The organism is Vallicoccus soli (assembly GCF_003594885.1).
In the GTDB taxonomy this organism is placed as follows: domain Bacteria; phylum Actinomycetota; class Actinomycetes; order Motilibacterales; family Motilibacteraceae; genus Vallicoccus; species Vallicoccus soli.
On the sequence record NZ_QZEZ01000006.1, the window covers coordinates 1 to 20,597 of the forward strand.

18 protein-coding genes and 2 tRNA genes are annotated in these 20,597 nt (G+C 75.7%); 12 read left to right on the forward strand and 8 right to left on the reverse strand.

The window, feature by feature from the left end; genetic code table 11:
* Positions 1–1,464: 1,464 nt before the first annotated feature.
* From D5H78_RS12705 to rpmH, 7 genes are all read right to left on the reverse strand, one after another.
* The gene (locus tag D5H78_RS12705) at positions 1,465–2,511 is read right to left on the reverse strand and encodes a ParA family protein (RefSeq protein ID WP_119950883.1); all 1,047 of its coding nucleotides are present in this window, start codon (positions 2,509–2,511) and stop codon (positions 1,465–1,467) included.
* Positions 2,512–2,835: 324 nt separating this feature from the next.
* On the reverse strand, positions 2,836–3,561 hold the full coding sequence (gene rsmG / locus D5H78_RS12710; RefSeq protein ID WP_119950884.1) for a 16S rRNA (guanine(527)-N(7))-methyltransferase RsmG: 726 nt from the start codon (positions 3,559–3,561) through the stop codon (positions 2,836–2,838).
* Positions 3,562–3,569: 8 nt separating this feature from the next.
* Entirely contained in the window at positions 3,570–4,076 is a 507-nt protein-coding gene (locus D5H78_RS12715) for a Jag family protein (RefSeq protein WP_342782466.1), read from the reverse strand.
* Positions 4,077–4,261: 185 nt separating this feature from the next.
* On the reverse strand, positions 4,262–5,263 hold the full coding sequence (gene yidC / locus D5H78_RS12720) for a membrane protein insertase YidC (RefSeq protein WP_218566567.1): 1,002 nt from the start codon (positions 5,261–5,263) through the stop codon (positions 4,262–4,264).
* A gap of 1 nt (position 5,264) precedes the next feature.
* Positions 5,265–5,612 (reverse strand): membrane protein insertion efficiency factor YidD, encoded by a 348-nt coding sequence (yidD, locus tag D5H78_RS12725; RefSeq protein WP_119950885.1) that lies wholly within the window; start codon positions 5,610–5,612, stop codon positions 5,265–5,267.
* Entirely contained in the window at positions 5,609–5,980 is a 372-nt protein-coding gene (gene rnpA / locus D5H78_RS12730; RefSeq protein ID WP_245941667.1) for a ribonuclease P protein component, read from the reverse strand. Before rnpA ends, yidD begins: the two co-directional genes overlap by 4 nt.
* 41 nt (positions 5,981–6,021) lie before the next feature.
* Positions 6,022–6,159 carry a 50S ribosomal protein L34 gene (rpmH, locus tag D5H78_RS12735; protein ID WP_119950887.1) on the reverse strand — a complete coding sequence of 46 codons (138 nt, stop codon included), beginning with the start codon at positions 6,157–6,159 and terminating at the stop codon, positions 6,022–6,024.
* Positions 6,160–6,707: 548 nt separating this feature from the next.
* Between rpmH and dnaA the strand changes: the two genes are divergently transcribed.
* From dnaA to D5H78_RS12785, 11 genes are all read left to right on the forward strand, one after another.
* Positions 6,708–8,336 carry a chromosomal replication initiator protein DnaA gene (dnaA, locus tag D5H78_RS12740; protein WP_119950888.1) on the forward strand — a complete coding sequence of 543 codons (1,629 nt, stop codon included), beginning with the start codon at positions 6,708–6,710 and terminating at the stop codon, positions 8,334–8,336.
* A gap of 385 nt (positions 8,337–8,721) precedes the next feature.
* On the forward strand, positions 8,722–9,912 hold the full coding sequence (dnaN, locus tag D5H78_RS12745) for a DNA polymerase III subunit beta (RefSeq protein ID WP_119950889.1): 1,191 nt from the start codon (positions 8,722–8,724) through the stop codon (positions 9,910–9,912).
* A 17-nt stretch (positions 9,913–9,929) separates the two neighbouring features.
* On the forward strand, positions 9,930–11,105 hold the full coding sequence (gene recF, locus D5H78_RS12750) for a DNA replication/repair protein RecF (protein ID WP_119950890.1): 1,176 nt from the start codon (positions 9,930–9,932) through the stop codon (positions 11,103–11,105).
* On the forward strand, positions 11,098–11,721 hold the full coding sequence (locus D5H78_RS12755; protein WP_119950891.1) for a DciA family protein: 624 nt from the start codon (positions 11,098–11,100) through the stop codon (positions 11,719–11,721). The genes recF and D5H78_RS12755 overlap by 8 nt, the downstream gene beginning before the upstream one ends.
* A 310-nt stretch (positions 11,722–12,031) precedes the next feature.
* Complete coding sequence (gyrB, locus tag D5H78_RS12760; RefSeq protein WP_119950892.1) at positions 12,032–14,077, forward strand: DNA topoisomerase (ATP-hydrolyzing) subunit B; 2,046 nt, start codon at positions 12,032–12,034, stop codon at positions 14,075–14,077.
* A gap of 139 nt (positions 14,078–14,216) precedes the next feature.
* Complete coding sequence (gene gyrA, locus D5H78_RS12765) at positions 14,217–16,868, forward strand: DNA gyrase subunit A (RefSeq protein ID WP_218566624.1); 2,652 nt, start codon at positions 14,217–14,219, stop codon at positions 16,866–16,868.
* Positions 16,865–17,650 (forward strand): DUF3566 domain-containing protein, encoded by a 786-nt coding sequence (locus tag D5H78_RS12770; RefSeq protein WP_119950894.1) that lies wholly within the window; start codon positions 16,865–16,867, stop codon positions 17,648–17,650. Before gyrA ends, D5H78_RS12770 begins: the two co-directional genes overlap by 4 nt.
* 92 nt (positions 17,651–17,742) lie before the next feature.
* Positions 17,743–17,816: transfer RNA gene (locus tag D5H78_RS12775), tRNA-Ile, on the forward strand.
* Between the two features lie 18 nt (positions 17,817–17,834).
* Positions 17,835–18,005, forward strand: a complete 171-nt coding sequence (locus D5H78_RS19375) for a hypothetical protein (protein WP_165865726.1) — start codon at positions 17,835–17,837, stop codon at positions 18,003–18,005.
* Positions 18,006–18,039: 34 nt separating this feature from the next.
* A tRNA-Ala gene (locus D5H78_RS12780) sits at positions 18,040–18,115 on the forward strand.
* A gap of 25 nt (positions 18,116–18,140) precedes the next feature.
* Positions 18,141–19,052: an NAD(P)-dependent oxidoreductase gene (locus tag D5H78_RS12785; protein WP_119950895.1), complete on the forward strand. Its 912-nt coding sequence runs from the start codon at positions 18,141–18,143 to the stop codon at positions 19,050–19,052.
* Here the strand turns inward: D5H78_RS12785 and D5H78_RS12790 are convergent.
* Positions 19,030–19,407 carry an MmcQ/YjbR family DNA-binding protein gene (locus D5H78_RS12790; protein ID WP_119950896.1) on the reverse strand — a complete coding sequence of 126 codons (378 nt, stop codon included), beginning with the start codon at positions 19,405–19,407 and terminating at the stop codon, positions 19,030–19,032. The two genes, D5H78_RS12785 and D5H78_RS12790, sit on opposite strands and share 23 nt — an antisense overlap.
* Positions 19,408–19,761: 354 nt before the next feature.
* Between D5H78_RS12790 and D5H78_RS20315 the strand changes: the two genes are divergently transcribed.
* Positions 19,762–20,595, forward strand: coding sequence for a hypothetical protein (locus tag D5H78_RS20315; protein ID WP_133412057.1), 834 nt, complete (start codon positions 19,762–19,764; stop codon positions 20,593–20,595).
* The last annotated feature ends 2 nt before the right edge of the window (positions 20,596–20,597 follow it).

The window sequence follows — 20,597 nt, forward strand, 5'->3', positions numbered from 1 at the left end:
CCCACACCGCACTCGACGGCCAACCCCCGATCAGCCGCGTCAACAACGTCTCGGGGCACTACAGCTAGCGCCAGGTTCTCCGTGTGCTGCCGGAGCGAGCGCCGCTACCTGCCGTCGCTGGGCAGGGGCGGTAATGGTGGAGCCGCTGCGTTGGTCAGTACGTGTTTCACGTGAAACGAAGGTCACACCGCTCATATCGCCGTCACACGACAGTTGAGCCGTCCGGCCGCCACGTCGGGGACGGGCCTCGCCCCGACCTGGGGAGCAGACGCGAACCTCGCCATCAAGCCCGCAACGCCCACCGGTCGCCGGGCACGACGGCCCGCCCGATGCCGCTGCACGCCGTCGACGCTGCAGCCCGTCGACGCTGCCGCGGTGCTCGAGCGTGGCGACGCGACGCGCGCTGCGCGAGACCGTTCCGCGCCGGTGTGGACCTGAGGGAGTCAGCCGGACGCGCACGCCGGGGGCGCGTGCTCCGACGTCGCGGTCCGCCGCCCCCTCGCGCAGGTGCGCGCCGCCTCGGGTTACGGGGACCGGCTGAGTACTTGTGGTCCGGGGTCCGAGGCGGCGGACCGGCTCGTCCTCAGACACCACCGCCAGACACCACCGCCTGCGCGCGACGACCGGGTGCGTGAGCGGTGAGCCCCTCGACGAGTGCGACGCCCCCGGACGCGTCGGCCTTGCGCCACACCCGACGCGGCACGGCTGCAGCAAGCGCCGGCGTCATCGCGCCGAACCAGGCGTACCTCGGGGGCTCAGGACCACGGGTCGTCGCCTGCTGGCACTCCGGCACCAACGGCGCTCGGGTGATGCCCGTCGCTCGCAGGGTGATGGGCGCGGCGCACCGCATCAGGTCGCGTGCGTGACGCGGGCGACGGACCGGGAGCGACAGTGCGCCGATGGCCGACCGGTGCGGCAGGCAGTCGCAGCGAAGCTCGCGGCAGTCCACTTGAGGGTCAGTACGTCCGTCGAAGCACGATGCGCGCGACACCTCCGCGCAGTGCCGGTCACTCGTGCGGCGCATCCGTAGCCGAAGCCCAGCTCGCCAGGAGCGAGGGCAGGAGGCCGAGCGAGGCCCCCTGGGCGCTACACCTACCCGCCGCTACGCGCTTGCCAGGGGTAGGCCTTCGCTGAGCCCTCGACATGGGGGCCTTTGAGGACCACGAGCACGGCGCCCGGGGCATCGCACCTCACGGAGGGGGTGACGCAGGAGCACGCCGCGGCACTTCAGCGCTGGGCAGGCGACGATGCCCACCTGCCGACGCTCTGTGGTCGCACCTCAAGCGGCCGCGCCTTGCCTCGAGAGGCCTGTTTCACGTGAAACGGCGCGGCGGGGGCTCAGGAGCCACTCTGATGCTGCCGGGACCCTGCCTGCCCGCGCCGAGCAGACGCCCCATGACCGGCCGCGCGAGCACCACCTGGGGCGCCGCCCCCCGTTTCACGTGAAACAGGGCCCCTTCGGGACTACCTCGACGCCGGTCGACCGGCCAGTTCCCGCGCGACCTCGAGGTAGGACAGGGCTCCGCTGCTTGCGGGGTCGTACGTCATGACCGTCTGCCCGTAGCTGGGCGCCTCGCTGACGCGCACGGACCGGGGGACCGCAGTCTTCAGCACGAGCGTCGGGAAGTGCTCGCGGACCTCGTCGGCCACCTGCGCCGCGAGGCGGGTGCGGCCGTCGTACATCGTGAGCAGCATCGTGGAGACGTGTAGCTCCGGATTGAGGTGCTGCTTGATGAGGTCGATGTTGCGCCAGAGCTGCCCGAGGCCCTCCAGCGCGTAGTACTCGCACTGGATCGGCACCAGCACCTCGTGCGCGGCGACCAGGGCGTTGACGGTGAGGAGGCCGAGGCTGGGCGGGCAGTCGATGAGCACGAAGTCCAGCCGGGGCTCACCGCGGGCGGCGCGCTCCTTCGCGTACGCGGCCACTGCGCGCTGCAGCCGCGACTCGCGCGCGACGACCGAGACGAGCTCGATCTCCGCGCCGGCCAGGTCGATCGTCGCGGGCGCGCAGAGGAGACCGGGGATGCCCTCGACCGGCTGCACGACCTCGGCGAGCGGACGCCCTTCGATGAGGACGTCGTAGACGCTCGGCACGTCCGCGTGGTGGTCGATGCTCAGGGCGGTCGAGGCGTTGCCCTGCGGGTCGACGTCGAGCACCAGCACGTGGAGCCCGTGCAACGCGAGGGCGGCCGCGATGTTCACCACCGTCGTCGTCTTGCCGACCCCACCCTTCTGGTTGGCCACCGCGAGCAACCGGGTCTCCCGCGGCGGCTCGAGGCTCCCCCGCAGCCCACCGCCGAGGACCCGGACGGCCGTGGCCGCAGCCGCCGCGATCGGCGGGTCGACCGGATCCTGCGCGGCTGGTGGGACGTCGTCAGCCGTGAGCGCGGCGCGGAGCGCGCCGGGCTCGCCCCCGTCGGGCGGTCGGGGTGCGGTGGCCGCGGCGCTCGCTGCAGCGGTGACCGGGTCGTCGGCGACCACCCGGGCCGGCTCCTCGGTCCCGGGCGCCATGGGCGGTTGCGACGGCAGGGGCGACTCGTCCACGGGACCCTCCGGGGCTTCGCGCTCAGGGGCGGCCGGCGACGAGCCGTCGCCCTTCGTCCAGTCGTCCCGGATCCCCGTCACGGCGGTGCCGGGCTCGGCGGAGGCAGTGGTCGCGCGGGGGCCTCCGGGCCAGCCGAGGCCTGTCGGACGACCGACCGTGCTGGTAGCACCAGGTCCCTCCGGCCAGCCGAGGCCCGTCGTCCGCACCGCCACCGTGCTCCTCCTCCTCGTACCGTCCCCGCGCCGTCCCCGCGCCGTCCCCGCTGCCGGTCGCCGGGCAGGGCGCCGGCGTCAGCGGGCCCGCGGGGGGCGCCGCGGGCGCGAGCCCGGCGATCGTCCCACCCGCGGTCCACGGGCCCCCGGTCGGCCCGGCCCCCGACGGGGCGGCGGTCCGGGCACCAGGCGGACCACCTCGGTGGACGCCTCCGGCTCCGGCGACGGAGCGTCCACGACCTCGACCTCTTGCACACCCAGGGCGGCGAGCGCCGCCGCGTGCTCCTCGACCTCCTGGCGCGCGCGGGCCCCCTTGAGCGCCAGGACGACGCCCTCCTCCCCGACGAGGGGCAAGGACCACGCGGCGAGGCGGTCGAGGGGCGCGACCGCGCGGGAGGTGACGACGTCGTACCGCGCCGTGTGCTGCTCGGCGCGCCCGCGGACCACCCGCGCGTTGCGCAGCCCGAGGTCGGCGACGACCTCCTCGAGGAAGGTCGCCCGGCGCAGCAGCGGCTCCAGCAGGACCACGAAGCAGTCCTCGCGCTGGGCCGCCAGGACCACCCCCGGCAGCCCCGCCCCGGACCCCACGTCGCAGACCGACGCCCCGGTCACCACGAGGTCCGCGAGACCGGCGCAGTTCAGCAGGTGCCGCGGCCAGAGGCGCTCGGCCTCCCGCGGCCCCAGCAGCCCGCGCTCGATGCCGGCCCCGGCGAGCCACCCCGCGTACCGCTCGAGCAGGGGCAGCCGGTCCCCGAACACCTCACCTGCGGCGGGTGGCGGTGCGGCGCCGTCCCCGGGTGCCACGCCGCTGCTCAGGACGGGAGCACGACGACGCGCCGCTGCGGCTCCTCGCCCTCGGACTCGCTGGTGAGGCCCGCGGCGGCGACCGCGTCGTGGACGATCTTGCGCTCGAACGGCGACATGGGCTCGAGCACGAGACGCTGCCCGCTCGTGCGCACCTCCTCCGCGGCCCGCCGCCCCCGCTCGGTGAGCTCGGTCCGGCGCGCCGCGCGGTGCCCGGCGATGTCGAGCATCAGGCGGCTGCGCTCCCCGGTCTGCGCCAGCACCGCCAGCCGAGTCAGCTCCTGCAGCGCCTCCAGGACCTCACCGTCGCGACCGACGAGGTGGCGCAGGTCGCCGCCGACGACGCTGACCGCAGCCCGCCCGCCCTCGACGTCCATGTCGATGTCGCCGTCCAGGTCGGCGATGTCGAGCAGGCCCTCCAGGTAGTCGGCCGCCACGTCGCCCTCGCGCTCGAGGCGCGCGGGGTCGTGGCGGCTGGTGCGGGCGGGGGCCTCGTCGCTCGCGCCGGTGCTCAGCGGGGCCGGGTCCGTCACGGGTGTCTCCTCGGGTCGTCCGGAGCGGTGGTCCGGGGCCGGTGGTGGTCCGGAGCCGGGCTCCGGTGGTCAGGGGTGCAGCACGACGAGGCGGGCTCGGCGCGCGGTGCGCGGGCGGGTCCGGCGGACCGCGGACCGAACCGCCCGGGGGCGCGGGGGTCGGGCGCTCAGCGCCCCTTGGTGCGCGGGCCCGAGGGCGCCTTGCGGGCCCCGCCGGGCTGCCGCTTGCCCTTGGTGGTGCGGCGCGGCTGCACGCGCTGGCCCCGCTGGACCTGCCCCGCGTCGGGGGCGCTGCCCGCGTCCGCAGCCGTCGTCGTGCCGGACCCCGTGGGCACGACGGCCGCGCCGGTGCCGGCCGCGCCGGAGCGCTTCGCCTTGCGCTCGTTGAACCGCTGCTCGGCGAGCGAGCCGGGCGCCGGCATCCGCGCGATGACGTACAGCTGCTGGAACATGGACCAGATGTTCGTGGTCGTCCAGTAGATGAGCACGCCGATCGGGAAGTTGATGCCCGTGACGAGGAAGATCGCCGGGAAGAGGTAGAGCAGGATCTTCTGCTGCTGCGCGAACGGGCCCTCGAGCGAGGCCGCCGGCATGTTCTTCGTCATGAGCTGGCGCTGCGTGAAGAACATCGCCGCGGACATGAGGACGATGAGGACCGCCGCGACCACCTGCGTGGACGTGCCGTCGGCGCGCAGGAACGTGTCGGAGATCTGGGCGCCGAAGATCGTCGCGTCCGCCGCGGAGTCCACGAGGTCCTGCGTCATCGCGCCCAGCGCGTTGTCGTTCGCCACGCCGTTGAGGACGCGGAAGAGCGCGAAGAAGATCGGGGCCTGGAGCAGGATCGGCAGGCAGCTCGCGAGGGGGTTCGTGCCCGTCTCGCGGTAGAGCTTGAGCATCTCCTGGCTCTGCCGCTCGCGGTCGTTCTTGTACTTCTGCTGCAGCTCCTTGATCTTCGGCTGCAGCAGCTGCATCCCGCGCTGCGACCGGATCTGCTTGACGAAGAGCGGGATGAGCAGGATCCGGATGACGATGACGAGCCCGACGATCGACAGCGTCCACGACGCACCGCCCGCGGGGTCGAGCCCCAGGGCCGTGAAGAGGCTGTGGAACTGGACCATGATCCACGAGACGGCCCACTCCAGCGGGCCGAGGAAGGTGGATATGGACACGTCAGGCTCCCTGGGTGGGGTGGGCGGCGGTCGGTCCGGCCGCGGTCGGGCTGCGACGGGGGCTCCGCCGCGGGGGGACGGGGTCGACGCCCCCAGGGTTCCACGGGTGGCAGCGCAGCAGGCGCCGGACCGTGAGCCAGGTGCCGCGCAGCGCGCCGTGCACCCGCACGGCCTCGAACCCGTAGCACGAGCACGAGGGGTAGAAGCGGCAGACCGGACCGAGCAGCGGCGAGACCGCCAGCTGGTACGCGCGGATGGCCGCGAGCAGCAGCAGCTGCAGCGGGGAGCGGACCCCGGAGGCGAGGACGCTGCGCAGCGGCTCGCGGCCCGGGGGCGGCGCGCTCGTCATCGCGGGTGCGCCGCCCCGCGCCGCGGGCCCGCGAGCACCCGCTCCAGGGCGGCCGCGAGGTCCGCGCGCAGCACGGCGTAGGGGGCGCGGGCGGCGCCCGGCTGGGCGCGCACCACGACGCGCGCCCCCGCCGGGACCCCCGCGAGCAGCTCGCGCAGCGCGTGGCGCAGGCGGCGCTTGACGAGGTTCCGCTCGACGGCCCCGCCCACCGCCCGGCTCACGACGACACCGACCAGCGGACCCCTGGCCCCCGCCTCGTCGTCCGCCGCGGGGGCCGGCGCCAGGTGCACCACGACGCTCCCGCGCGTCGCCCGCGCCGAGCGCGGACCGCGCCTTACGGTGGCGGCGAAGTCCGCGGGACGGCGCATGCGGGCGCCGGCGGGGAGCACCCTGGGACCGGTCCTCGGTCTCAGGCGGAGAGGCTGGCGCGGCCCTTGCGGCGGCGCGCGGCGAGGATGGCGCGGCCGGCGCGCGTGCGCATCCGCAGCCGGAAGCCGTGGGTCTTGGACCGGCGGCGGTTGTTCGGCTGGAAGGTGCGCTTGCTCACGAGGTGCTCCTGGAGTGCGGGTCGAGTGCTGTGGCGGTCCGCCACGGGGTCGCACCGCCTCGCGGCGGCGGGCCCGACGCGGGGTCCCACCCGCACCGCAGTGCAGGCCGGTCGCGCAGCGCCAGACCGGTCTACGGTACGGGCCGCTCCGAGGGGGGTCAAACGGCGCACCCCTCCGCGCCCGGCCGGCACCCGGGCCGGGCCGGGCCGGGCTCCGCAGGGGGCCGCACCGGCCGCCCGCCTGCTGCGCACCACGGCGCACCGCCGGCGCACCGCCGGCGCACCGGGTGCCGCGCGGGCCCCCCACCACGGGCCCGCCGGGCGCTTGTCGGGCACCCCGCGGCCTTGCTAGCGTCCCCCGTCGTCGCCCGGCCCGACGGACCGGGAAGGCCCGTCCCCGACCGGCGGGCGCCGCCGGCGGCTAGGGTTCGCGTCGTGCGTCCCCAGGATGTGGACATCCCTGTGGACCGGGCGCACGCCCGGGCGCACGGCACTGGCCGGCGACCGGGCTCCGGGGCAGGCGGACGGCGCACGGCGAGGGGGACGGCATGGCCGACGAGGGCGCCGTACCCGACCTCGGCGGCATCTGGACCCGCGCCCTCACCGGCGAGGACGACGTCCTCACGACGCAGCAGCGCGCCTTCCTGCGGCTGACCCGCCCGCTGGGCCTCATCGACGACACCGCCCTGGTGGCCGCGCCCAACGACTTCGTCAAGAACAAGCTCGAGCAGGACCTGCGCCCCGTCGTCACCGACTGGCTGAGCCGCGAGATCGGCCGTGAGCTGCGCCTGGCCGTCACGGTGGACAGCTCGCTCGACCTCGACGCGGCCCCGCGCCCCGAGCAGCCGGCGGACGGGCGCGCGGAGACCGCGCCCCCGGCGCCCCCGGTGCCCCCGGTGCCCCAGACCCCCGCGCCGCCGGAGCCCCGGACCGCCGCGCCGGCCCCCGCGGAGCCGGGCCCGTCCCCCGCGACGGCGTCCCACGACCTCGACGGGCCGGGTGCCGGGCCGGCGCCCCGGCACGCGGTAGCGGCGCCGTACGGGGGTGGCACCCCGGTCGCGGCGCCGGTCGCCGAGGCCTGGGACCCGCGGCCCCTGCGCCCGGGCACCGGACGCGAGCCGGGACGCACCGACGGCGAGCCGACCCGCCTCAACCCGAAGTACCTCTTCGAGACCTTCGTCATCGGCGCGAGCAACCGCTTCGCCCACGCCGCGGCGGTGGCGGTGGCCGAGGCGCCGGCGAAGGCGTACAACCCGCTGTTCATCTACGGCGGCTCGGGCCTGGGCAAGACGCACCTGCTGCACGCCATCGGGCACTACGCCCAGAACCTCTTCGGCGCGGTCAAGGTGCGCTACGTGAGCTCGGAGGAGTTCACGAACGACTTCATCAACTCCATCCGCGACGGCAAGGCGGAGTACTTCCGCCGGCGCTACCGCGACGTCGACATCCTCCTCGTGGACGACATCCAGTTCCTCGAGAACAAGGAGCAGACGCAGGAGGAGTTCTTCCACACCTTCAACACGCTCCACAACGCCAACAAGCAGATCGTCATCTCCAGCGACCGGCCGCCGCAGCAGCTCGTCACGCTGGAGGACCGGCTGCGCAACCGGTTCCAGTGGGGCCTGACGACCGACGTCCAGCCCCCGGAGCTCGAGACGCGGATCGCGATCCTGCGCAAGAAGGCCGCCCAGGACGGGCTCGACGCCCCTCCCGAGGTGCTGGAGTTCATCGCGAGCAAGATCGCGACGAACATCCGCGAGCTCGAGGGCGCGCTCATCCGGGTCACGGCGTTCGCGAGCCTCAACCGGCAGAGCGTGGACCTGGCCCTGGCCGAGATCGTCCTCAAGGACCTCATCCCGGACGACTCGGGCCCGGAGATCACCGCGGCCACGATCATGGCGCAGACGGCGGCGTACTTCAGCCTGTCCATGGAGGACCTCTGCGGGTCCTCCCGCTCCCGGCAGCTGGTGCAGGCCCGGCAGATCGCCATGTACCTCTGCCGCGAGCTGACGTCGCTGTCGCTGCCGAAGATCGGCCAGCAGTTCGGCGGGCGCGACCACACGACCGTCATGCACGCGGACAAGAAGATCCGCCAGCAGCTCGGCGAGAAGCGCTCGACGTACAACCAGGTCACCGAGCTGACCAACCGGATCAAGTCGCAGGCCCGGCAGTCGTGACCCCCGGCACCCCCTCGACGGCCCCCGCACCCCGCCCACACCCTGGGGACAACCTTGTGGACCTCCCCGGCGCGGCGGGGGACGCGGCGGTGGACGGGCGGGACGGCCGGCGCTCGTGCACAGGCACCGGTGCCGCCGCCCCCACCCGCTGCACAGCCGCCGGGGACGCGCATCGGCTCGCTGACCTGCGGCGACGTGCTCCGTCCCCAGGATCCACGGCCCCTAGGACCACGTCCTCACGGATCTGCCAGGGGGAGCTCAAGGCCCGTTCCAGGGGACCTGGGGACGTGTGGACGGCGGACCAGGGGCGCAGGACCGCTCGCAGGACCCAGACCCCGACCCAGACCCCGACCCAGATCGACCGACGTGCAGGAGGCGGTGACCGGTGAAGTTCCGGGTGGAGCGCGACGTGCTCGCCGAGGCGGTGGCCTGGGCGGCGCGGAGCCTGCCGCAGCGGCCGCCCGTGCCCGTCCTCGCCGGCCTGCTGCTCGAGGCCGACGGGTCCGGCGGCGGCACGCTGCGGCTGTCGAGCTTCGACTACGAGGTCTCGGCGCGCGTCGAGGTCGAGGCCTCCGTGGGCGAGGACGGCCGGGCGCTGGTCTCCGGGCGCCTGCTGGCCGACATCGCGCGCAGCCTGCCCCCGCAGCCGGTGGAGTTCGCGTCCTCCGGGGGCGCCGGCGGCGGCACGAAGGTCGTCGTGACCTGCGGCAGCGCCCGCTTCACGCTGCTGACGCTGCCCGACGAGGAGTACCCCGCCCTGCCGGACATGCCCGGCGCGGCCGGCACGTTCACCGGCGCCGCCTTCGCCGGGGCCGTGGCGCAGGTCGCCGTGGCCGCCGGCCGCGACGACACCCTGCCGGTCCTCACCGGCGTGCGGGTGGAGATCGAGGGCGACGCGGTGACCCTCGCGGCGACGGACCGCTACCGCCTCGCCGTGCGCACCCTGCCGTGGTCGCCGGCGCAGCCCGACGCCTCCTCGGTCGCGCTCGTCCCCGCCCGCACCCTCACCGACACCGCCAAGGCGCTCGCGGCCGCGGACGAGGTCGTCGTGGCGCTCGCGGCCGGCTCGGGCGGCGAGGGGCTCATCGGCTTCGACGGCGCCGCGCGCCGCACCACGTCGCGCCTGCTCGACGGCGAGTTCCCGAAGTACCGCTCGCTGCTGCCCAGCGAGAGCTCCTCGCGCGCCACGGTGCACACCGCCGGGCTCGTCGAGGCGGTCAAGCGCGTCGCGCTCGTGGCCGAGCGCAACACGCCGGTCCGCCTCGCCTTCACCGACGGGGAGGTGCGCCTGGAGGCGGGCACGGGCGACGAGGCGCAGGCGTCGGAGAGCCTGCAGGCGACGCTCGAGGGCGACCCGATCACCATCGCCTTCAACCCCGGCTACCTGCTCGACGGGCTCGGGGCGATCGACGCGTCGTACGCCCGCATGTCGTTCACCGCCCCCACCCGCCCGGCCGTCATCACCGGCGCGGCCGGCCCCGGCGGGGACGAGGCCGACGGCGACGGGGAGGGCGCCGACGCGGGGCGCCCGAGCGACTACCGCTACCTGCTCATGCCGGTCCGCCTCAGCGGCTGACGCGGGGTCGGGAGCGCGTGTACGTCGAGCACCTGTCGCTGGTCGACTTCCGGTCCTACCCGCAGGTCGAGCTGCCGCTCGCCCCGGGGACGACGACGTTCCTCGGCCCGAACGGCCAGGGCAAGACCAACCTCGTCGAGGCGGTCGGGTACGTCGCGACGCTCGGCTCGCACCGGGTCGCCACCGACGCGCCGCTGGTCCGGTTCGGCGCCGAGCGCGCCGTGGTGCGCGCCTCCGTGGTCCGCGACGGGCGGCGCACGCTCGTCGAGCTCGAGCTGACGCCGGGGCGGGCGAACCGGGCGCGCCTCAACCGGGCCCCGCAGCCGCGGGCGCGCGAGGTGCTCGGGGTCCTGCGCACGGTGCTCTTCGCCCCCGAGGACCTCGCGCTGGTCAAGGGCGACCCGTCCGAGCGCCGGCGGTTCCTCGACGAGCTGCTCACGGCGCGGGCGCCGCGCATGGCGGGGGTCCGCCAGGACTACGAGCGGGTGCTCAAGCAGCGCAACGCCCTGCTGCGCTCGGCCGGCTCGACCGTGCGCTCGGGCCGCGGCGACGCGCGCACCCTCGAGGTCTGGGACGCGCACCTCGCCGCGACGGGTGCCGAGCTGCTCGCGGCGCGGCTGGAGCTCGTCGAGGCCCTGCGCCCGCTCGTCGACGAGGCGTACGAGGCGATCTCCCTCGGCTCGGGCAGCCGCGAGGGCGCGGTGGTCAACGGCCCGGCGCGGCTGGACTACCGCTCCTCGGCAGCCCCGGAGGACGACCCGGCCGGCGCCCTCGGCACCACCGACCGGGGGGCGCTCGCCGAGGCGATCCTCGCCGCCGTGGCGCGTCGGCGCCGGGCCGAGCTCGAGCGCGGCGTGAGCCTCGTGGGTCCCCACCGGGACGACCTCGTGCTGCGGCTCGGCGCGGCCCCGGCGAAGGGGTACGCGAGCCACGGCGAGTCGTGGTCGCTGGCCCTCGCCCTGCGCCTGGCCTCGTTCGACCTGCTGCGCGCGGACGGCGGCGCGGGCAGCGAGCCGGTCCTCGTCCTCGACGACGTGTTCGCCGAGCTCGACGCGGGCCGGCGCCGCCGGCTGGCCGAGCTGGTCGCCCCCGCGGAGCAGGTGCTCGTCACGGCGGCCGTCGACGAGGACGTCCCGGAGGGCCTGGTCGGCGACCGCGTCGAGGTGCGCGCCGGGGAGGTGCGCCGTGGCTGAGGGGCCCGGGGCGCAGGACCCTCAGGAGCAGGAGCAGGAGCAGGAGCAGGAGCAGGAGCAGGAGCAGGAGCAGGGGCGGGAGCGGCGGGTGCCGCGCGGCCCGGCTGGCCTGGAGGTGGCGCGCGAGGCGCTGGCGGCGGCCCGCGCCGCGGCCCGCGCCCGCGGTGCCTCCCCCGCCCGCGGCGCGGACGGCAGCGCCCCGCGCGGGGCGCGGGCCCGGCGGGCGGGGGCGTCCCGGCGCAGCGGCGCGCACCCCGACGACCGCGACCCGCAGCCGCTGGGCAGCACCATCGCGCGCCTGCTCGCCGAGCGCGGGTGGGAGGTCGACGTCGCGGTCGGCGGCGTGGTGGGCCGCTGGGACCAGATCGTCGGCGAGGACGTCGCGGCGCACTGCCGGCCGGAGGCGTTCGAGGACGGCGTGCTCACGGTGCGCGCGGACAGCACGGCGTGGGCCACCCAGGTGCGCCTGCTCGTGCCGGCGCTGCTCGCGCGCCTGGCCGAGGAGGTCGGCGCGGGCACGGTCACCCGGGTCGTCGTGCGCGGGCCGTCGGCGCCGAGCTGGGTGCGCGGGCAGCTGCGGGTGCCGGGGCGCGGCCCGCGCGACACGTACGGCTGACCCGCCGGCGACCCGCGGTGCGCGCCGGGGAGGCCGCACGTCCCAGGACGGCCCTAGGAGCCACGGAGGGGCCGGGGGGCCGTACAGGGGGTGGGGTCCGCCCCCGCCCGCCCCTCCCGCGGCCGTCCAGGGCCGCGCACGGGGCCTCCTGCGGCGCGTCCGGCGGCTCGCTCGGCGGGGTCCTACGCTCCGCCGGGTACACTCGAACGGTTCCGGCCCGGCACCCCCACCAGGAGCGCGCGGCCGGGGCACCGGCGCGCCGCACCGGCGGCGCGCCCGCCCGCGCGCACGACGAAGGGGACCCGCCCACGTGGTCGACGAGACGCCCGACCGGCCTGCTGACGGAACCGCCGACCAGGGCGTCCCCGACCCCGTCCCCACCGCGCCCGAGGCCCCCGCGCCGCGGGAGGAGCCGTCGTACGGCGCCAGCAACATCACCGTCCTCGAGGGCCTCGAGGCGGTGCGCAAGCGCCCGGGCATGTACATCGGCTCGACGGGCGAGCGCGGCCTGCACCACCTCGTGTACGAGGTCGTCGACAACTCCGTCGACGAGGCCCTCGCCGGCTACTGCACGACGATCGACGTCACCATCACGCCCGACGGCGGCGTCCGCGTGCGCGACGACGGGCGCGGCATCCCGGTCGACGTCATCCCGGCCGAGGGCAAGAGCGCGCTCGAGGTCGTCCTCACCGTCCTGCACGCCGGCGGCAAGTTCGGCGGCGGCGGGTACGCGGTGTCCGGCGGCCTGCACGGCGTCGGCGTCTCGGTGGTCAACGCGCTGAGCCGCCGGGTCGAGGTGGAGGTGCGCCGCCAGGGCCACGTGTGGCGCCAGGCGTACGAGGTCGGCGTCCCGACCGGCCCGGTCGAGCAGGGCGAGCCGACCGACGAGAACGGCACCACGGTCACCTTCTGGGCCAGCACCGACATCTTCGAGACGACCGAGTACGACTACGAGACGCTGCGCACCCGGTTCCAGCAGATGGCGTTCCTCAACAAGGGCCTGACCATCTCGCTGACCGACGAGCGCCCCGAGCACCTCGACGAGGACGGCGGCCTGCGCTCGGTCACCTACCGCTACGACGGCGGCCTCGTCGACTACGTGCACCACATCAACGCCGGCAAGAAGTCCGACGTCGTGCACGACGAGGTCATCGGGTTCGAGAGCGAGGACACCGCGGGCGCGCTGTCCCTCGAGGTCGCGATGCAGTGGACGGCGGCGTACAGCGAGTCGGTCTACACCTTCGCCAACACGATCAACACCCACGAGGGCGGCACCCACGAGGAGGGCTTCCGCGCGGCCCTCACCGGCCTGGTCAACCGGTTCGCCCGCGACCAGAAGCTGCTCAAGGACAAGGACGACAACCTCACCGGCGACGACATCCGCGAGGGCCTGACGGCCATCGTGTCCGTCAAGCTCGGCGAGCCGCAGTTCGAGGGCCAGACGAAGACCAAGCTCGGCAACACCGAGGCCAAGGCGTACGTGCAGCGCGTGGTCCGCGAGCAGCTCGAGCACTGGTTCGGCAGCCACCCCAACGAGGCCCGGGCCATCGTCCGCAAGGCGATCCAGGCCTCGGCGGCGCGCATGGCCGCCCGCCGGGCGCGCGAGGCGACCCGCAAGGGGCTGCTGGAGTCGACGTCGCTGCCGGGCAAGCTCTCGGACTGCCAGTCCAACGACCCGTCGCAGTGCGAGATCTTCATCGTCGAGGGCGACTCGGCCGGGGGCTCGGCCAAGCAGGGCCGCGACCCGCGCACCCAGGCGATCCTGCCGATCCGCGGCAAGATCCTCAACGTCGAGAAGGCGCGCATCGACCGGGTGCTGCAGAACCAGGAGGTCCGCGCGCTCATCTCGGCCTTCGGCACGGGCATCCAGGAGGACTTCGACCTGTCGAAGCTCCGCTACCACAAGATCATCCTCATGGCCGACGCCGACGTCGACGGCCAGCACATCCGCACGCTGCTGCTGACGCTGCTCTTCCGGTTCATGCGCCCGCTCATCGAGCAGGGGCACGTCTACCTCGCGCAGCCCCCGCTCTACCGGATCAAGTGGGTGGGCGCCGAGGACGAGTGGGTCTACTCCGACCGCGAGCGCGACGCCGTCATCGCCGCGGGCCGCGAGGCGGGGCGCCGGCTGCCCAAGGAGCAGGGCGTCCAGCGCTACAAGGGCCTCGGCGAGATGAACCACCGCGAGCTGCGCGAGACGACGATGGACCCCGACGGGCGCGTGCTGCTGCAGGTGACCCTCGAGAACGCCGCGCAGGCGGACGAGGTCTTCGCGACCCTCATGGGCGAGGACGTCGAGAGCCGGCGCACCTTCATCCAGCGCAACGCGCGCGACGTCCGGTTCCTCGACGTGTGAGGCAGGGCCCGCCGCGACCGCGGCCGACGCCGACGAGCGCGCCGAGCGCTGAGCAACGAGCTGGGAGGACCCTGTGACCGAGGTGACGACGCCGCCGGGCGGCGGTGACCGCGTCGAGCCCCGCGACCTGCAGCTGGAGATGCAGCAGTCGTACCTCGACTACGCGATGAGCGTCATCGTCGCGCGCGCCCTGCCCGACGTGCGCGACGGCCTCAAGCCGGTGCACCGCCGCGTCATCTACGCGATGTACGACGGCGGCTACCGCCCGGACCGCAACTACTCGAAGTGCTCGCGCGTCGTCGGCGACGTCATGGGCCAGTACCACCCGCACGGCGACACGTCGATCTACGACGCCCTGGTGCGCCTGGCCCAGACCTGGTCGATGCGCTACCCGCTCGTCGACGGGCAGGGCAACTTCGGCTCGCCGGGCAACGACCCGCCGGCGGCCATGCGCTACACCGAGTGCAGGATGGCGCCGCTCGCCATGGAGGTGGTGCGCGACATCGACGAGGACACCGTCGACTTCGCGCCCAACTACGACGGCCGCACCCAGGAGCCGGTCGTCCTGCCGGCCCGGTTCCCGAACCTGCTGGTCAACGGCTCGGCCGGCATCGCCGTCGGCATGGCGACCAACATCCCGCCGCACAACCTGCGCGAGGTCGCGGCCGGCGTGCAGTGGGCGCTGGAGAACCCGCAGGCCACCCAGCAGGAGCTGCAGGACGCGCTCGTCGCGCGCATCCAGGGCCCGGACTTCCCCACCGGCGCGCTCATCATGGGCCGGCGCGGCATCGAGGACATGTTCCGCACCGGCCGCGGCGCGATCACCATGCGCGCGGTCGTCGAGGTCGAGGAGATCCAGGGCCGCACCTGCCTGGTCATCACCGAGCTGCCGTACCAGGTCAACCCGGACAACCTCGCCGAGAAGATCGCCCAGCTGGTCAAGGACGGCCGGCTCACCGGCATCGCCGACGTGCGCGACGAGACGTCCGGGCGCACGGGGCAGCGCCTCGTCATCGTGCTGCGCCGCGACGCGGTCGCCAAGGTGGTGCTCAACAACCTCTACAAGCACACCCAGCTGCAGGACACCTTCGGCGCGAACATGCTCGCCCTCGTCGACGGCGTGCCCCGCACCCTGTCGATCGACGGCTTCGTGTCCCAGTGGGTGCGCCACCAGCTCGAGGTCATCCGCCGGCGCACGGAGTTCCGGCTGCGCAAGGCCGAGGAGCGGGCCCACCTGCTGCGCGGCCTGGTCAAGGCGCTCAACGCGCTCGACGAGGTCATCGCCCTCATCCGGCGCTCGCCGACCGTCGAGGAGGCGCGGGCCGGGCTCATCGACCTGCTGGAGGTCGACCAGCTGCAGGCCGACCACATCCTCAACATGCAGCTGCGCCGGCTCGCGGCGCTGGAGCGGCAGAAGATCGTCGACGAGCTCGCCGAGATCGAGCGCGAGATCGAGGGCTACCGGGCGATCCTCGCCAGCGAGGAGCTGCAGCGCTCGATCATCGCCGACGAGCTGCGCGAGATCGTCGACCGCTACGGCGACGAGCGGCGCACGCAGATCCGCCCGTACGACGGGGATATGTCCATCGAGGACCTCATCCCCGAGGAGGACGTGGTCGTCACCCTGACCCGGGGCGGCTACGCCAAGCGCACGCGCACCGACCTCTACCGGGCCCAGCGCCGCGGCGGCAAGGGCGTGCGCGGCGCGCAGCTGCGCCAGGACGACCTCGTCGACCACTTCTTCGTCACCACGACCCACCACTGGATCCTGTTCTTCACGGACAAGGGCCGGGTCTACCGGGCGAAGGCGTACGAGCTCCCGGAGGGCGGGCGCGACGCGCGCGGCCAGCACGTGGCCAACCTGCTCGCCTTCCAGCCGGACGAGGCGATCGCCGAGGTCATCGACCTGCGCGACTACGAGCAGGCTCCCTACCTCGTGCTCGCGACCCGCAGCGGCCTGGTGAAGAAGACGCGGCTGTCCGAGTACGACTCGAACCGCTCCGGGGGCCTCATCGCCATCAACCTGCGCACCGACGAGGAGGGCGCGGTCGCCGACGAGCTCATCGCGGCCCGCCTCATCGGCCCCGAGGACGACCTCGTCCTCGTCTCGCGCAAGGGGATGTCCGTACGTTTCACGGGGAACGACGAGGCGCTGCGGCCGATGGGCCGGGCGACGAGCGGCGTGAAGGGCATGGGCTTCCGGCCGGGGGACGAGCTCCTCGCCATGGAGGTCGTGCGCCCCGGCACCTCGCTGTTCACGGTGACCGACGGCGGTTACGCCAAGCGGACGCCGGTCGAGGAGTACCGGGTGCAGGGCCGCGGCGGCCTGGGCGTGCAGGCGGCCCGGCTCTCGGACGACCGGGGGTCGCTGGTCGGCGCGCTGGTGGTCGGCGAGGGCGACGAGGTGCTCGCCATCAAGGCCCAGGGCGGGGTCACCCGCAGCGCCGTGAGCGAGGTCAAGCCGACCGGCCGTGCGACGATGGGCGTCACGTTCGTGCGCCTGGCCGCCGGCGACTCCGTCGTGGCCATCGCGCGCAACGCCGAGACGGCCCCCGAGGTCGTCGCGGAGGTCGGCCCCGACCCGGAGGCGCCGCCCGTCGACCAGCCGGTCGGCGGCGACGGTCCCGCCGGGGCGGGCGGGTCGGTCGAGCCGCACGTGCCGTCGCCGACGGCGCTCGCGGCCCTGCCGCCCGACGACGCGGACGACGCCGGCGCTGCGGCTGCCGGCGACCAGACCCCTGGTGCCGCCGACGGCTCCGGGGACGACGACGGTGAGGACGGCGACGCATGAGCGCTTCCGACACGCCCCGCCCGGGGCGGGCCGGCCGCCCTGTGACCGGCGGCGGCACCGGCCGCAGCGGCGGTACCGGGGGCACGCGCCCGACCGGCGGCTCCCGCGCCGCCGGGGGCACGCCCGCGGCCGGGGCCGGCGGGCGCGGCACGACGCGCCGCGGCGCGGGCGGTGCTGCCGGCAGCACCCCCGGGACCCCGAGAGCTGCGGCCCCGGCGGCCCCGGCCGGCCGGGCGGCCCGCGAGACCCGCTCGGACGACGCGACGCAGGTCCTGCCGCGGGCCGGGCGCACCGGGACGGCGGTCGCCGACGCCCCCGAGGGGCCGGGCGGGCAGGCCCCCGGCACCTCGGCCACCGCCCCGGCCGCCGACGGCGCGGCCCCCGCGCCCGGGCGCAAGGGCCGGCGCGGACGCACCCGCAAGGCGCGCCTCGTCGTGGCGCGGGTCGACCCGTGGTCCGTGATGAAGCTCGCGTTCCTGCTGAGCATCGCCCTGGCGATCATCCTGCTCACCGCGGTCTTCGTCGTCTGGTCCGTGCTGGACCGGCTCGAGGTGTTCAGTTCGCTGTCCACGACGATCCGCGAGGTCACGGCGTCGGAGACGAACCAGGGCTTCGACCTCATGGAGTACGTCGGCCTGAGCCGCGTCCTCGGCGTCGCCGGGGTCGTCGCGTGCGTCAACATCGTGCTCATCACCGCGCTGGCCACGCTCGGCGCGTTCCTCTACAACCTGGCCACGAGCCTCGTCGGCGGGCTGCACGTCACGCTGTCCGAGGACGCCTGACGCGGTCCGCCCCGGTCGGGGGCGGCGGTTCGCCCGCCGCCCCGGCCGTGCGGTAACCTCGGTGCTCGCACGTCGGCCCCGCCGTCGTCAGCGGGCCTATAGCTCAGTCGGTTAGAGCGCTTCCCTGATAAGGAAGAGGTCAGTGGTTCAAGTCCACTTAGGCCCACCCCGCACGTCGCTCCTCATGGCCACCGGCCGCACCCCGCTGCTGCGCACCCTCGTCGGTGCCGCCGTCGCGGGTGCCGCCGTGGCCGGCGCCGGCGCGGTCCTGCGCCGGGTCCGTCCCGCCGCGCCGCCCCCCGGCTCCGCCGCCGCGACCCCCGACGCCTGGGCCGAGGCCACCGACCGGGTCTGACCGCGGCGCGGGGCCGTACCCTGGTCCCGCTCCCGGGGACGTAGCTCAATTGGCAGAGCACCGCCTTTGCAAGGCGGGGGTTAGGGGTTCGATTCCCCTCGTCTCCACCACCCCGCGCCGGGGAAGGACCGGTCCATGACCGGCACCCACGACCGCCCCGCCCCCACCGCGTCCCCGGGCGCCGCCGTCCCCGACCGGCCCGTCGTCGCCCTGCTGGGGACCGGGACGATGGGCGCGCCCATGGCGCGGCGCATCGCCGGTGCGGGCCTGCCGCTGCGGGTGTGGAACCGCACCGCGGAGCGCGCCCGGCCGCTCGCGGACGTGGCCGAGGTCCTCGACGACCCGGCGGCGGCCGTCCGCGGCGCCGACGTCGTGGTGACGATGCTCTTCGACGCGGACGCCGTGCTCGACGCCGTCGCCGCGGCCGCCCCGGCCCCCGGCACGGCGTGGCTGCAGACGAGCACCGTCGGCGTGGACGGCGCCGGACGCACCGTCGCGCTCGCCCGCGAACGGGGCCTCGTGCTCGTGGACGCCCCCGTCCTCGGCACCCGCCAGCCCGCCGAGCAGGGGGCCCTGACCGCCCTCGCCTCCGGCCCGGACGAGGCCCGGGCCCGGGTCCGACCGGTCCTCGACGCCGTCGCCCAGCGCACGCTCTGGGTCGGACCGGCCGGTGCCGGGAGCCGGCTCAAGCTCGCCGTCAACGCCTGGGTGCTCACCACCGTGCAGGGCGTCGCCGAGTCGCTGGCCCTGGCCGAGGGGCTCGGTGTCGAGCCGGCGCTCGTCCTCGAGGCGCTGCGCGGCGGGGCGCTGGACTCGCCCTACGTGCAGTCCAAGGGCGCGGCGATGCTCGGCGCCGCGTTCGACCCGGCCTTCCCGCTGCGCGGCGCGGCCAAGGACGCCGCGCTGCTGGCCGCGGCGGGCGGCGCGGCCGGCCTGGACCTGCGGCTCGCCCCGGCGCTCGAGGCGGCGTTCGCCCGCGCCCTGGCCGACGGCCACGGCGACCTCGACATGGCGGCGACGTACCTCAGCGCGCGTCGAGCGCCCTGAGCATCCGCTGCAGCGCCACCTGCCGGTACGACGACTCGACGAGCTCGGCGACCTCGTCCCAGTCCACGGCGGCGGCGCCGAGGTCGAGCGCCAGCCACCCGTACGGGCCGTGGTACGGCGGGACGTAGAAGCGCGGGTCCTGCTCGAGCGCCGGCCGCTCCAGGGGGTCGGGCTTCAGCGCGAGCGCGTACGGGTGCAGGTCGTGCCGCTCGAAGACCGCGAACATCCGCTTGCCCGCGCGGAACGTGGGCCGCCCCCACGCCTCGACCTCGGCCGTCTCCGGCAGGGCGAGGCAGGCGGCCCGCACGCCGTCGAGGTACGGGTCGTCGTCGCGGTAGGTCCGCGGGTGGGCCACGCCCCGGCACGGTAGGCACCGGCGGCCCCGCTGTCGAGGGCCGGCGCCCGAGGGGTCGAGGGCAGGGTCGCGGCGGGGCCGGGCAGGCCCAGGGAGGCCCAGGCGCGCCCGGGGAGGCCCGGGGAGGCTCGGGGGGGCTCAGGGTCGGACCAGGGTCGGACCGGGGTGGCCGGCCGTGGCGCTCGTGCCGGGGCGGGGGCACGATGGGGGTGTCCAGCACAGCGGCCGCCCCGGCCGCCCGGCGGACCGCACGGCGCCCGGCACCTCCTCGACCCGCTGCCCGTCCGCGGCGGGGGGCCCGGCGCCGTGGGGCTCGCGCCCGCGCCCGGGGCCGCCCCGACCCAGGAGGCCACCGTGGCCAGGTTCCCCCGACGCTCCGTCCCGCCGGTCCTCGACGACCCGCGGGCGGCGCAGCTCACGCTCGCCCAGCAGCGCACGCTGCTGCTCCTCCCGCTCGCGCTCGACGACGCCGGGCGCGGCCTCGACGACCCCGGCACCCTCAACGGGCTGCTGTGGGGCCGCTTCTGGGAGGAGCACCCGCCGTCCGAGCTCGACGCCGACCTCGCCGCCCTCGCCGCGGCCGGGTTCGTCGTGCGGTACGAGCTCGACGGCGTCCGCTACCTCGCGATGCTCGACTGGGAGGAGCAGCAGGTCGTCTCGCGGCGCCAGCCCTCCCGGTTCCCGGCCCCGCCCGGCGGCGGCCGGTCCAAGGCCTGGGCGGGCGCCGGGCGCGGCCCGGCGGGCGCGGGCGGCGCGGGCGACCCCTGGTCGTCCGTGGACGGGCTCATGAACGTCTTCGGCGGGGCTGCCGGTCGGCTGCACGACCCGCAGGTGCAGGCCCGCGGCGTGCGCATGCTCGCGGACCTCGCCGGGCAGATCGACCCGGCGCTCGGGGCCAAGGTGCGCGACCGGGCGCGCAGCTGGGTGGGCACCGCGGCCGACGACCCGGTGCACCCGGACGGCGGCTTCGGCGCGGCCGGCGGTGAGCACGGGGAGCACCCCACGGTCCAGGGCGAGGCGGTGCGGCCGGCACCGACGGCCCGTACGGCCCCCCAGGACCCGGCCGCTCCGGTGGACCCGGCCGCCCAGGCCGACGCGCCCCCCGTGCCCCCCACCCCTCCGAGCACCCCCGAGGCGCCGCCCGCGCCGGACGGCGAGGCGCCGCCGCCGGTCCCGCCGGCGCGCTGACC